Origin of the sequence: Burkholderia arboris (assembly GCF_902499125.1) — a bacterium.
Lineage (GTDB): Bacteria > Pseudomonadota > Gammaproteobacteria > Burkholderiales > Burkholderiaceae > Burkholderia > Burkholderia arboris.
In genome coordinates this window covers 28,878-40,958 of record NZ_CABVPX010000002.1, presented here as the reverse complement: position 1 = coordinate 40,958, position 12,081 = coordinate 28,878, and the positions used below count along the sequence as shown (strand labels likewise).

Sequence of the window (12,081 nt, the reverse complement as noted above, 5' to 3'; positions counted from 1 at the left end):
CCATGGTCATTTCTCACTGGAACCAATGTTCACGTGCTTTCATGATCAACGCCTTAGCGGCATCCTCTTCCATTCCGGTCAGGTCGACCAGTTCATCCACTGCAAGCTCGGCGAGATCGTCTCGCGTCTGCACACCGTGTTCGGCCAGCTTCGCGAGCAGCTCCGGCGTGATGCCGTCGAGGCTCTTGAGATCCAGCGCTGCGTTCTCGACTTTTTCTTCGTTCGCGATAGCCATCGTCAACAGCGCATCGCGTGCGCGGTTGCGCAGTTCGTGCACGGTGTCCTCGTCGAACGCTTCGATCTCGAGCATTTCGTTGAGCGGCACGTAGGCGATCTCTTCGAGGCTCGTGAAGCCTTCGTCGATCAGGATGTCGGCAACTTCTTCGTCGACATCGAGACGCGCCATGAACAGTGCACGCAGCCGGTCGCGCTCTTCACCCTGCTTCAGGGCGGATTCGTCCGGCGTCATGATGTTGATCTGCCAGCCGGTCAGTTCACCGGCGAGGCGAACGTTCTGACCGCTGCGGCCAATCGCGACAGCCAGTTCGTTCTCGTCGACGACGACGTCCATCGAATGCTTTTCTTCATCGACGACGATCGACTGGACAGCTGCCGGCGCGAGCGCGCCGATCACGAACTGGGCGGGATCCTCTGACCATAGCACGATGTCGATGTTTTCGCCACCGAGCTCGTTGCGCACGGCCTGCACGCGCGAACCGCGGATGCCGACGCAGGTGCCGATCGGATCGATCCGCTTGTCGTAGGCGATGACGCCGATCTTCGCGCGCACGCCCGGGTCGCGGGCAGCCGCCTTGATCTCGAGCAGGCCTTGCTCGATTTCCGGCACTTCCATCTCGAACAGCTTCATCAGGAACTCGGGCGCCGTACGCGACAGCTCGATCTGCGGGCCGCGCGCGGTGCGGTCGACCTTCGCGATGTACGCACGCACACGGTCGCCCACGCGCAGATTTTCCTTCGGGATCAGCTGATCGCGGCGCAGCAGCGCCTCGACACGGCCCGATTCGACGATGAAGTTGCCCTTGTCGAGGCGCTTCACCGTACCGGTCATGATCTTTTCGCCACGCTCGAGGTAGTCGTTCAGGATCTGCTCGCGTTCCGCGTCGCGCACCTTCTGCAGGATCACCTGCTTCGCGGCCTGCGCGCCGATGCGACCGAACTCGATCGACGGAACGGGTTCCTCGACATACTCGCCGACTTCGACGTCGGCATTCTGCTCACGTGCTTCGAACAGCAGGATCTCGCGATCCGGCTCCTGCAAGCCTGCCTCGTCGGGCACGACGAGCCAGCGACGGAAGGTTTCGTGCTCGCCGCTTTCGCGATCGATATGGACGCGGATTTCGGCGCCTTCGTCGAACAGCTTCTTGGAAGCGGAAGCGAGCGCAGCCTCGAGGGCGCCCAGCACCACATCCTTGTCGACGTTTTTCTCGCGCGCCAGCGCATCCACCAGCATCAACACTTCGCGACTCATTATTTGCGGCTCCTAAAGTCAACTTGCGGAATCAGGCGGGCTTTATCGATATCGGCCAGCGTGAAATCCAGCATGGCTGCCTCGCCCTTCTTCCCCTCAAATTCCAAACCGATCGTTTCGCCATTCGGCGCGTGCAGAATGCCCCGGTACGTCTTGCGCCCGTCCAGCGGCTTTTTCAAGGTCACGGAGACTTCGCTGCCAGCGAAGCGCTCGAAGTCGGCCAGCTTCTTCAACGGGCGGTCGAGCCCCGGGGACGAGACTTCGAGCCGTTCGTAATCGATGTTTTCGACCGTCAAGACGTGCTGGAGCTGACGCGTGACCTTTTCGCAATCTTCGAGCGAGATGCCGGCAGGCTGATCGATATAGATGCAAAGCATGCCGCGCCCGGTGCGCTCGAGATCCACCAGCTCGTAGCCGAGCCCGGTGACCGTGGTTTCTATCAGTTCCGTCAGTTGCACTGTGTCCTCTCAGGTGTTCGCGCCCGCCGCTCGCGATTCACCCGCGGGCGCGCGCCTTAGCCGGCGCAGGAAGCGCTACCCGAGATGCCTAACCGTTTCAGCAAAAAAAAATGGGCGGAACGCCCATCTTCTTACTGGTGGTCGCACCTGAGCCGCACATTGAATCCGTACGCCCAGCGACTCCGCGATTATAGCGATTTTTGGCGCAAACGCCAAGCCAGCCGGTAAAAGCAGCGCGTCGCGCGCCTTTACGGACCAAAAATACGAAATCGGGTTATCCGATCAGCCGGCCCCTTCCTGCCAGGCCGGAGATCGGTCATGCCCGCTGCGGCGCAGCGGCACGCGACATATATATAGTCGAAAGCGATCGGCGCAATGCGGCGCACCGGCAAAAATCGGCCAGACGCCGATCGGGCCGGCATGCCGGCGGCCTTGCGCCGCCGTGCGCCGATACGCGTTTAGCGGCTGCGCGGGCGGCTGCGCTGCGGACGTTGGCCGCCGCGCGGGCCGCCGCCGCCGTTGCCGGCGCCTTCAGCCCGATTGCCGTTCGGATTGCGATTGCCGCCAGCCTTGCTGCCACCACGCTTGCCGCCCGCGCCTTCGCGCTTGGGGCCCGCGCCGTACGATGCGCGATTGCCGTCGACGTCGCGGCCGCCACCAGGGCGGTTGCCGTCACGGCCACCCGCGCCGCGGTTGCCATCACGAGCGCCACCGGCACGGTTACCGTAGCCCGACGGCGAAACCGGCAGGCTGCCGTAGCCGCTCAGGCCCGGCAGGCCCGGCCCGCCGCGCCGGCCGCCACCGCGACGCGGCTGGTCGAGCTGCCCGTGCGTCGTCAGCACCGGCTCACGACCGATGAAACCCATCGACGTCTCCATCGGATCGGGCTGGCGGCGCTCGACCTGGCCGGCACCGCCGCGCTTGCCCTTCTCCTCGGTCGGCGCCTTCAGGCCGACGGTCGCCATCAGCTTGCGCACCTGCGCATCGTCAAGCTCCTCCCAGCGGCCGCGCTTCAGGCCGCGCGGCAACGGGATCGGGCCGTGACGCGTACGGATCAGGCGGCTCACCATCAGGCCGACCGCCTCGAACATCCGGCGCACTTCGCGGTTGCGGCCTTCGGCCAGCGCGACGTGATACCAGTGATTCGTCCCTTCGCCGCCGCCATCGCGGATGCGCAGGAAATTCGCCGGACCGTCGTCGAGTTCGACGCCGTGCAGCAGCTTTTGCCGCATGCCTTCGGCCAGCTCGCCGACGACGCGCACCGCGTACTCGCGCTCGACGCTGTAGCGCGGATGCATGAAGCGGTTCGCGAGGTCACCCGAAGTCGTCAGCATCAGCAGACCTTCGGTGTTGAAGTCGAGACGGCCCACTGCAAGCCATTTCGCCGTCTTCATCGGCGGCAGGCGATCGAACACCGACGGGCGGCCTTCCGGATCCGCGTGGCTGACGATCTCGCCCGTCGGCTTGTGATACAGCAGCACGCGCGGCGGCTTGTTCGGCAGCTTGCGCTTGACCGGCTTGCCGTTGATCCGCACCTGGTCGGTCGGCATGATGCGCTGGCCGATGTGCGCGGGCTCGCCGTTCACCGACACGCGGCCGGCGACGATCAATTCTTCCATTTCGCGGCGCGAGCCCATGCCCGCTTCCGCCAGCACCTTGTGGAGCTTCGGCGCATCGTCGTCCGGCGACAGCACGCGCTTGTTCGCCGGCTGGTTGCGGCCGCGACGCAGCATCGGCGCACGCACGCCGCTACCGCCCGCGGAGTTGTCCGCGTCGAATGCGGGCGACGTCACGTAAGCGAACAGCTCGTCCTGGGACGCCTCGCCTTCCGCCTTCGCCGGAGCACCTTCAGCCTTCGGAGCGCCGCGTCGGCCCTGCCCGCCCTGGCCAGTCTTCGCCGCGCCTTCGCGCTTGCCGGCCGGCTTGCGGGCACCCTTGGCCGCACCTTCCTTGTTGCGCGGCGCGCGCGCCGGCTGCGCTTCGGCCGCCTCGGCCGGCTGCGCATCCGCGCCTTCGCCGCCCGGCTGCTCGCCTTCGGCGCCCTTCGACTTGGCTGCCGCGCGGCGCCGCGCGATCAGGCTGCGCGGGCCTCGCCGCAAACCGCGGCGGGGACGCTCGTCGCCACCGGCCGAAGCGTCCTGCTCCGGCGCATCGTCGGCGCGCGCTGCCTGCACGGCAGGCGCGGACGATTCAATATCGTGGATATCTGTCAAAACAACCTCAAAATGTCAGGTCTCGCGCCCGGCGCGGGCGCGGCAAGAAGTTGGCCGCGATCAGGCGCGACGCTGTTTGGGTTCTGCTTCGTCGTCCGGCAGCGCGTCGGCGCCGATGGGCGCACTGGCGCTTCGTACGGCATCCGCGAGACTGTCGGACGTGTCGTCCAGCATCTCGTCGTCCGCGGGACCGGAACGGGAGGCGTTGGCCTGGCCAACCTCGCCGGGCATGTCGCCGGCCGCTTCCGCTCCGCCTCCGGCAGCCGCTTCGGCGGCCGGCTTGCGATCTTCCTCGCTCCAATCCGCGCGCAGCGGCTCGGGCTGTACACCGGTCGGCACTGCTTCGGCGCCAACCTGTTCCGTTTGTTCCGTTTGCCCGCGATCAGCCTCGAGCGTATCGCGGCCCGCGATTTCCTGCGTCGACGCGACGTCGGCCGCCCCATCCTCGCCCGGCAATTCGGCCGACTGGCCGGCGGGCACTTCACCCGTCAGCGTCTGCGGCACGTCGCCCGCTGCGTCGTCGGCAACCGGCATGTCGCCGTCGAAATCCATTGCCTGCTGCGCCAGCAGCGCAGCCTCGATGTTCGCAGCCGGCTCTTCGAGCGCCGGCAGGTCGTCAAGCGCCTTCAGGCCGAGATCGTCGAGGAACTGCTTGGTCGTCGCATACAGCGCCGGACGCCCCGGCACGTCGCGATGACCGATCACCTCGATCCAGCCACGATCCTCGAGCTGCTTGACCACCTGCGTATTGACCGTGACGCCGCGAATCTCTTCGATGTCGCCGCGCGTAACGGGCTGCCGGTACGCGATGATCGCGAGCGTTTCGAGCACCGCGCGCGAATATTTCGGCGGCTTCTCGGGATGCAGGCGATCCAGATAATGACGCATCGCCGGCTTGCTCTGAAAGCGCCACCCGGTCGCCAGCGCCACCAGTTCGACGCCGCGACCGGACCAATCCTGTTTCAGATCTTCGAGCAACGTGCGGACCGTGTCAGCCGACACGCCGTCGGCAAAGAGCTTGCGCAAATCGCCGAGCTTCAGCGGTTCCTGCGCGCAGATCAAAGCAGTCTCGAGGACGATCTTCGCCTCTTGGGTATTCATGCAGCTAGGCCAGACCCTGTGGTCAAACGAACCGGATCAACAAACAGACGAAAGGAACGGAAGACGCGCTCGCCCGATTCTGATCGGTCATATTGATGGGAGCACGAACCGGGGGCGGCGAACCAACTCAAGGCCAGGCCCAGACCGGACGGAACAGCACGGCTCAACGACGGAACCGCGTGACTGAGCGCCATATTACGCAAAATTGCCCGGTGCGTAAAGATGAGCCGAGCAGGCCACCGCCCGTGCGGCGCGTCCGCTCCGGCCCTGCTTCAGCGGCCGGCTGCGCCGCGCGCGAGGAACCGGCGCAGCCGCTCGACGCCCGCGTCGAGTCGCGCCGGATCGCAGGCATAGCACCAGCGCACGAACCCTTCCCCCTCCGGGCCGAATGCGCGCCCGGGCGCAAGCCCGAGCCCCGCGTCGCGCACCAGCGTCTTGCAGAACGCGAGGCTGTCGGCCGCGCCCGGCAGGCGCAGGAACAGGTACATCGCACCCGGCGGAGGCGGCACCTCGACACCCGGCAGCGTCCGCAGCGCGGCGACCAGGTGATCGCGCGCGTCATGCAGCGCCGCGACGAACGACCGCACGAACGGCTCGCCGTCGCGCAACGCGACCTCGCCAGCGGCCTGCACAAAGCCCGGCGCACACGACGTGTTGTATTCGACAAGCTTCGACAGGTCGCCCATCACCGCTGCCGGCGCAATGAGCCACCCGAGCCGCCAGCCCGTCATCGCCCACGCTTTCGAGAATGAATTCACGACCACGACCCGCTCGTCGCGCGACGCGATATCGAGGAACGACGGCGCACCGCCCTCTTTGAACGCAAGCCGCTCGTACACTTCGTCCGCGACCAGCCAGATGCCGTGACGACGGCAATGGGCGAGCACGGCCTGCTGCTCGTTGCGCGACATCGTCCAGCCGGTCGGGTTGTTCGGCGAGTTGATCAGCAGCATCCGCGTATCGGGCGTCAGCGCCTCGAGCAGCCGGCCGACATCGAGATGCCAGCCCGCGTCGCCATAGCCGAGCGGCACGCATTCGACGTGCGCGCCGAGAATCTTCGGAATCTCCACGAGGTTCGGCCACAGCGGCGTGACCGCGACGACGCGATCCCCCGGACCGGCCACCAGCTGCGCAGCCAGCATCAGCGCGCTCACCCCCGAACTCGTCACGGCGACCGTATCGGCCGCCGTCGCGCCGTGACGCGCGCCAACGTAGGCTGCGATCGCATCGCGCAGCGGCGCCGTGCCGAGATTGTGCGTGTAGAAGGTCGCGCCGTCGCGCAGCGCCGCTGCGGTGGCGTCGCGGATGAAATCCGGCGTCACGCGGTCGGATTCGCCGAACCAGAACGGCAGCATGTCCGGCACGCCGAAGCCGGCGTTCGCCACTTCCCGGATCAGCGACGGCCGCAGCGCATGCACCGCGGCGCGCGCCGCCGGCTCACCGGTCATCGGAAGGAAATCTGCAGAATGCGTCATCGAGAACCACCGCCGAGGAACACGATCCGCGTAGTGTACCGGCCGGCAAGCCGGGCCGGCGCATGCCTGCGTGCGTCAGTCGAGATCCTCCGCCCTCGCCGGCATCTGCCGCACCAGCTCCCAGATCGCCTGCGCCGCGGGCGACAACGACCGGTCGCGGCGGCGCACCAGCTCGACGGTGCGTTCGGTGCGCGGCGTGAGCGGCCGTGCGACGAGCGTCGAGCCCGCCGGCAGCGGCAGCGACAGCCACGGCTGCACACTCACGCCGACGCCGGCCTCGACCAGCCCGAACACGGTCGCCGAATGCCCGAGCTCCTGCATGACCGTCGCGTTGACGCGATGGGTGGCCAGCGCCGCGTCGATCAGCGGCCGGCTGCCCGACGCATGATCGAGCAGCACGAGACGTTCGCCGTCCAGCGCCGTCCACGGCACCTCGGCACGCGCGGCGAGCGGATGGTCGGCGCGCGCGACGAGGCAAAACGAGTCGGTCATCAGCGGCTCGCACACGAGATCGGCGACCGTCAGCGGCCCGATCACGACGCCGAAATCGACTTCGCTCGACTTCACCTTGCGCAGCACGTCGCTCTGCACGTCGTCGCGCAGGCCGAGCGTCACGAACGGGAACTGGCGTTCGCACGATGCCACCACGCGCGGCATCAGCCTGCATGCGATCGTCGGGCTCGCCGCGACGATCACCCGCCCGCGACGCTGCTCGCCGATCTCGCGAATCTCGCGCAGCGTGTCGTCGAGATCGTCGATCAGGCGCGACACGCTCGCGATCAGGTTCGCGCCGACGTCGGTCAGTTGCACGTCGCGCGTCGTGCGATCGATCAGCTTCAGCCCGAGTTCGGCCTCGAGCTCACGTACGCAGCGGCTGACCGCGGACTGCGTGAGCCCGATCTCGTCGCCCGCGCGGCTGAAGCTCCTGAGCCGCGCGACCTCGATGAATACGCGAAGCTGACGCAGCGTGACGTTCATCCCCTGACCTCATCAATCGTCGATATCGATGCAGGATTGTAATGCGCGAATCGGGCCTCGGCGGCCGAATCCGGCACCTTCCGCGAATGTTTCGCTGCGGTGCAATACATTCGCAAACGCACGTGGTACGGGCGAACTGCACAAGATTGGTGATTGTCCCGATTTGCTGCCAGGTTATTTTGGCGTCTTATACGCCCCTAGCTGACTTAGCCGTTAGCTCGCTGCCAAGCGGCTCTCGAGGGATTGGCCTCCGACATGGCACGCTTCGTGCATTACCTGGCGCACAGGGCGCAGGTTTCGTCGGACGGAAGAGCAGAAACGCCGCTGCCGGCCAACCGGACGCCCCCACCCGGCACTCAATGATCGAGTGCTTGAAGAGTGCGCGGCGCAGGGCAGCGCACCGGAGTTAGCTTCGCTGAGGTGAGGACATGATGCTGTTCGACGATTTGAGAGATAACGAGTGGGCGCTGGTCGAGGGTCTGTTTTGCTCGGAACCCGCACGGAGTGAGCGGCGCGGCCGTCCCCGCGTGGAAGCCCGCTCGGTGGTAAACGCCGTGCTGTGGGTGCTGTCGACGGGTGAAGGCTGGTCGAAGCTGCCGGGCCGCTACCCGTCGCCGCCGACCTGCCGCCGCCGTTTCGACGAATGGCAGGCGGACGGCACGCTCGCCGAAATCGTGAAACGACTCGGCACGAGCGGCCGGCAGATCTCGCTGCGCGGACGCATCGGCGCAAGCGCCGCGAAGCCGCCCGCACCGCCGAGCCGCGACCGGCTGCGCGGCGCCTTCTGGACCAATCCGGAATCCTGGCGCGCGCCCGTCAAGATGGCGTAACGCATGCTCGATCGGGCGGCTTCGGCCGCCCGGTTGTTTTCTGCGACGCGACTTTTTCGCGACGCCTGCATTGCCGTTCATTACCGTTGTCGTGCCGCGATACATCTATTTACCAATATTTACAGCAAGCCTGCACTCCCACGCTTACCTTAGCGACATATCAACAGGCCGCGCCGACGGCTTGAAGGGAGCCCCGCCATGAAACCAATGTCACTGCTCGTCGCATGCGGCATTGTCGTTTCCATGGCGCTGACCGCCCCTGCCCACGCCGACGATCGCGCGAAGCCGCCCCATCGCCAGCAGGATCACCGGAACACCCTTCGCCAGCCGCCGTCCGCAAATGCCTCCAGCCGGGAAACCGTGCCGCGCGGCGACCTGCGCGGCGACATCGCCAGCAACGCGCGGGCGCGCATCGGCTCGCAGCCGTCCGACGTGCCGCGTCATCCGTAGTCCCGCCAATTTCAGGAATTCGCCAAAGAAAATGCCCGCTTTCGGGAACTGCGCCGCATACGGCGAGTCACATCCGTTGCCATGAGCACAGCGTGGCAACAGCAAAAGTATCCGGTACGCCCGTATCCTCGCGATACGGGCTTTTTTTTGCATCGCCGGCCTGCGCGACGATGCACGGGGCGGGATGGTGCGGGCGCTACAGGCGGCTTTCGAGAATCGCCACGGCGCTCGCTTCGCTCAATGCGTAGTCGTCCATACGGCGATCAGTCCAGGAAAGTAATTTCTCGTCGCGCTCGAGGCGCGAGAATTCGGCTCGACCACTGTCGGTCAGTATGGCGATGTCGACCGGAGCATGAAAACCCGGCGCGGGGGCAACGGTCTTCTGCCTGACCGTGTCCATCAACCCGAGCGAACGGAGATACTCGAACACGCCCGGGCGGCGTGCCCACGGTACCTGGCGGTACTGCACTCGTCTCAATGCGTCGAGCACCGCTTCGTTGGAATACGTGGCCATCTCGATTCTTTCTTAAAGTGCAGCGACAATGCGAAGCGGCGCGCCGGGCGGGGTTTCCGCCCGCCGAAACCGCCACCGATTCTGGAGGCCGACGTTCTTCGGCGTCGCGTCAGGGCCGGATCGTCAGCCGTCCATAAAAAGACACCTTACCCCAATCAAATTGATTCTGTTCGATTCATTTGTACTTCTCTTCATCTGTTTCATGCTCTGCCGCAAGCAGCGTCGAACCATTTCGATCGTCGCCGTTGCGCTGTTCTGGCTGCTTGCGACAGGCTGGCTCGCAGCGCCGCTGATCGCCTGGACCGAGGCCGGCGTCACGCCGGTCGAGCACCCGGACATGCACGGGCGGACCACGCTGATCCTCATCGGCGCCGGCACACGCCGCACCGACACGGGGCTGCAACCGCCACCCGACGGCGTCGCGCGCATCCACACGGTTGCCGCGCTCTATCGCACGTGTCTGCAGCGGGCCGAGCGCTGCACCGTGGTGATGTCGGGCGGCGACCCGCAGCATCACGGCGAAACCGAGGCGGCCGTATACGGGCGCCAACTCATGGCGGAAGGCGTTGCCTCCGCCGACCTCGTGCTCGAACCCAACAGCCGCACAACCTACGAAAATGCGAAATTCACTGCGTCTATACTACGCTCACAGTATGACGACGCACGCATTCTCGTCACGTCGTCGTACCAGATGCGCCGCGCCCTGCTCGATTTCCACCGTTTCGGCATCGATCCGCAGCCTGTTTATGCGAATCTCCGACGCGCGCAAACGGGCTGGCTGCCGCGCTGGCGCAATGTGGCCAACGCCGAACAGGCACTGCACGAGCTGGTCGGCATCGCACAATTCCACGTCTATCGATGGCTTGGATGGTTTTGAAGACAGCGCGAAAACGGGCGCGGAAACAAGCGCCCCGCCCCGGATGGCACGCGCGTGACGAAGTGCAAGAAGTGTTGCGCGACTTCAACGGGGCCTTGCATCGCGCCGCGATCCGGTGCACATTGATCCGTCACTTTTGTTACACTCGACACGCACTCGATTGCAGTCGCCAGACTCAACGGCAACACTCGGGTTCATCACCACTTAGCGGAGGTAAAGCAATGAAGAAGACGTCCCTGGCTATCCTGGTAGCGATGTCGGCGCTGACTGGCGCAGCGTATGCGCAAGAGAGCACGCAGATCCAGACCATCACCGATCCGGCCAAGATCGCCGAGATCGAGCAGCGCGCACAAGCGCTGCAACAGCAGCAAGCGGCCGAAGCCGCTCAGCCGGCGATGCAGGAAGAGCATCACCACGGCAAGAAGGCTGCTCATCACAAGGCAGGGGCGAAGAAGGCCGGCAAGAAGACTGCCAAGGCTGCAGACGCTGCCAGCCAGTAAGTTCGGCGGCACCGCACATGCGAAAAGCCGAATCCGGGCAACCGGGTTCGGCTTTTTTGGTTGCGGCGCCCGCGCGCTGTGCTAAAGTCGCGCACCGAAATTTTCCACCCGTGCGCACCCCGGTGCGGAGGACAGCATGAGCAACATTCAACTCGATATCGAGTGGACCGAAGCCGCCACTCGCCAGATCAAGCAACTGATGCCCCGCGGCTCGACCGACGCGTTCCTCGCGCTGCCGCCGATCGAGTGCCTGCCGATGGAGGGCGACGTGCTGTTCCTCGGCCCGCAAGGCAAGCAGCAACCGTTCATCGTGGCCGAGCGCCAGTATCACCATGACGGCGACGCCGACTGGACGATCATCCTGATCCTCGACGTCCCCAGCGCGTCGCACTGACGCGCCGCTGCGACCGGACACGTCCGGTCGCCCCCATCCGGCTCAGACGAGCTTCGACAGCACGCGGATTTCGGAACGTTCGATCCAGTCCGCGGCCGCTTCGCGATAAGCGAGGATGTGCGCAGAACGCGCATGGACGGCCAGCGCCTCCTCGCTCTCCCAACGCTCGACGAATACGAATCGCGCGGGCTCCCTCAGATCCCGATGCAGGTCGTACTGCAATGCGCCGGCTTCGTTGCGGGTCGGCTCGACGATCCCTTCGAGCGCAATGCGCAGCTTTTCCTCGGCGCCCGGCTTCGCCACGATCAGCGCCACGACTGCAATTTCCGCCATTCCCGCCTCCTTCATCCGAAAAAGTTCGAGAATACGCGAATCACGCATCGCGCATCGGCCGCGCAGATAAGACACGGCACGACGGCGGCCCGCCAAAAAAATAGCCCGCGCTTCAGAGAAGCGCGGGCGAAACCGTCGCCCTACGAGGATAGGCGACGGGGCCATCGAGATCCGCACGCTGGCGCGGATCGTCATCGGTTGCGCCGACGCATGTCGCGCCGGCATGTGAAGACGCCGATACCGTTGATCCGGCGCTCGCTGCGCACGCCCGGTATCTGACGTCATCCTCCCTGTTTCGACAATTCCAACATATAAAGCAGGTTGCGTGCCAGCCAACTCATGCCGATCATTTCGTTGATTTAAAAGGACATTTTTTAACGTCGGCGACAATGTGACAGGTGTTCTGCCGTCGTAACGCGCGGATGTTACGTAACGTCACGAGCAGGAACCGAACGACCCGGACACGCAC

At 65.6% G+C, this 12,081-nt stretch carries 12 protein-coding genes and 1 pseudogene; 5 read left to right on the top strand and 8 right to left on the bottom strand.

Annotation, left to right across the window (positions count from 1 at the left end; translation table 11 throughout):
• Positions 1 to 13: 13 nt before the first annotated feature.
• From nusA to BLA15945_RS02635, 6 genes are all read right to left on the bottom strand, one after another.
• Positions 14 to 1,489, bottom strand: coding sequence for a transcription termination factor NusA (gene nusA, locus BLA15945_RS02660; protein ID WP_059234685.1), 1,476 nt, complete (start codon positions 1,487 to 1,489; stop codon positions 14 to 16).
• Positions 1,489 to 1,947: a ribosome maturation factor RimP gene (gene rimP / locus BLA15945_RS02655; RefSeq protein WP_011351796.1), complete on the bottom strand. Its 459-nt coding sequence runs from the start codon at positions 1,945 to 1,947 to the stop codon at positions 1,489 to 1,491. Before rimP ends, nusA begins: the two co-directional genes overlap by 1 nt.
• A 458-nt stretch (positions 1,948 to 2,405) precedes the next feature.
• Positions 2,406 to 4,160, bottom strand: coding sequence for a 23S rRNA pseudouridine(2605) synthase RluB (gene rluB, locus BLA15945_RS02650; RefSeq protein ID WP_059234687.1), 1,755 nt, complete (start codon positions 4,158 to 4,160; stop codon positions 2,406 to 2,408).
• Between the two features lie 60 nt (positions 4,161 to 4,220).
• Positions 4,221 to 5,261: an SMC-Scp complex subunit ScpB gene (gene scpB, locus BLA15945_RS02645; RefSeq protein ID WP_174991416.1), complete on the bottom strand. Its 1,041-nt coding sequence runs from the start codon at positions 5,259 to 5,261 to the stop codon at positions 4,221 to 4,223.
• A gap of 272 nt (positions 5,262 to 5,533) precedes the next feature.
• Entirely contained in the window at positions 5,534 to 6,736 is a 1,203-nt protein-coding gene (locus tag BLA15945_RS02640; protein WP_174991415.1) for a pyridoxal phosphate-dependent aminotransferase, read from the bottom strand.
• A gap of 75 nt (positions 6,737 to 6,811) precedes the next feature.
• Positions 6,812 to 7,714, bottom strand: coding sequence for a LysR family transcriptional regulator (locus tag BLA15945_RS02635; RefSeq protein ID WP_059234692.1), 903 nt, complete (start codon positions 7,712 to 7,714; stop codon positions 6,812 to 6,814).
• A 431-nt stretch (positions 7,715 to 8,145) separates the two neighbouring features.
• Between BLA15945_RS02635 and BLA15945_RS02630 the strand changes: the two are divergent.
• A pseudogene (locus tag BLA15945_RS02630) lies at positions 8,146 to 8,541 on the top strand (transposase); the annotation flags it as partial.
• A 201-nt stretch (positions 8,542 to 8,742) separates the two neighbouring features.
• Positions 8,743 to 8,994 (top strand): hypothetical protein, encoded by a 252-nt coding sequence (locus BLA15945_RS02625; protein ID WP_174991414.1) that lies wholly within the window; start codon positions 8,743 to 8,745, stop codon positions 8,992 to 8,994.
• A gap of 196 nt (positions 8,995 to 9,190) precedes the next feature.
• Here BLA15945_RS02625 and BLA15945_RS02620 read toward each other — a convergent pair whose 3' ends face one another.
• Positions 9,191 to 9,508, bottom strand: a complete 318-nt coding sequence (locus BLA15945_RS02620; RefSeq protein WP_059234696.1) for a hypothetical protein — start codon at positions 9,506 to 9,508, stop codon at positions 9,191 to 9,193.
• Positions 9,509 to 9,668: 160 nt separating this feature from the next.
• On the opposite strand from BLA15945_RS02620, the gene BLA15945_RS02615 reads away from it, so the two are divergent.
• From BLA15945_RS02615 to BLA15945_RS02605, 3 genes are all read left to right on the top strand, one after another.
• The gene (locus BLA15945_RS02615; RefSeq protein WP_059234698.1) at positions 9,669 to 10,385 is read left to right on the top strand and encodes a YdcF family protein; all 717 of its coding nucleotides are present in this window, start codon (positions 9,669 to 9,671) and stop codon (positions 10,383 to 10,385) included.
• A gap of 221 nt (positions 10,386 to 10,606) precedes the next feature.
• The gene (locus BLA15945_RS02610) at positions 10,607 to 10,885 is read left to right on the top strand and encodes a hypothetical protein (RefSeq protein ID WP_059234700.1); all 279 of its coding nucleotides are present in this window, start codon (positions 10,607 to 10,609) and stop codon (positions 10,883 to 10,885) included.
• Positions 10,886 to 11,021: 136 nt separating this feature from the next.
• The gene (locus BLA15945_RS02605) at positions 11,022 to 11,279 is read left to right on the top strand and encodes a hypothetical protein (RefSeq protein ID WP_059234702.1); all 258 of its coding nucleotides are present in this window, start codon (positions 11,022 to 11,024) and stop codon (positions 11,277 to 11,279) included.
• A 42-nt stretch (positions 11,280 to 11,321) separates the two neighbouring features.
• Here the strand turns inward: BLA15945_RS02605 and BLA15945_RS02600 are convergent, their stop codons facing one another.
• Positions 11,322 to 11,612 carry a putative quinol monooxygenase gene (locus BLA15945_RS02600; protein ID WP_059236805.1) on the bottom strand — a complete coding sequence of 97 codons (291 nt, stop codon included), beginning with the start codon at positions 11,610 to 11,612 and terminating at the stop codon, positions 11,322 to 11,324.
• Positions 11,613 to 12,081 lie beyond the last annotated feature (469 nt).

What these genes read in the sequence shown, in the direction of transcription:
- nusA (WP_059234685.1), bottom strand. Translation starts at nt 1,489, where the DNA reads ATGAGTCGCGAAGTGTTGATGCTGGTGGATGCGCTGGCGCGCGAGAAA.
- scpB (WP_174991416.1), bottom strand. Translation starts at nt 5,261, where the DNA reads ATGAATACCCAAGAGGCGAAGATCGTCCTCGAGACTGCTTTGATCTGC.
- BLA15945_RS02640 (WP_174991415.1), bottom strand. Translation starts at nt 6,736, where the DNA reads ATGACGCATTCTGCAGATTTCCTTCCGATGACCGGTGAGCCGGCGGCG.
- BLA15945_RS02635 (WP_059234692.1), bottom strand. Translation starts at nt 7,714, where the DNA reads ATGAACGTCACGCTGCGTCAGCTTCGCGTATTCATCGAGGTCGCGCGG.
- BLA15945_RS02625 (WP_174991414.1), top strand. Translation starts at nt 8,743, where the DNA reads ATGAAACCAATGTCACTGCTCGTCGCATGCGGCATTGTCGTTTCCATG.
- BLA15945_RS02620 (WP_059234696.1), bottom strand. Translation starts at nt 9,508, where the DNA reads ATGGCCACGTATTCCAACGAAGCGGTGCTCGACGCATTGAGACGAGTG.
- BLA15945_RS02610 (WP_059234700.1), top strand. Translation starts at nt 10,607, where the DNA reads ATGAAGAAGACGTCCCTGGCTATCCTGGTAGCGATGTCGGCGCTGACT.
- BLA15945_RS02605 (WP_059234702.1), top strand. Translation starts at nt 11,022, where the DNA reads ATGAGCAACATTCAACTCGATATCGAGTGGACCGAAGCCGCCACTCGC.
- BLA15945_RS02600 (WP_059236805.1), bottom strand. Translation starts at nt 11,612, where the DNA reads ATGGCGGAAATTGCAGTCGTGGCGCTGATCGTGGCGAAGCCGGGCGCC.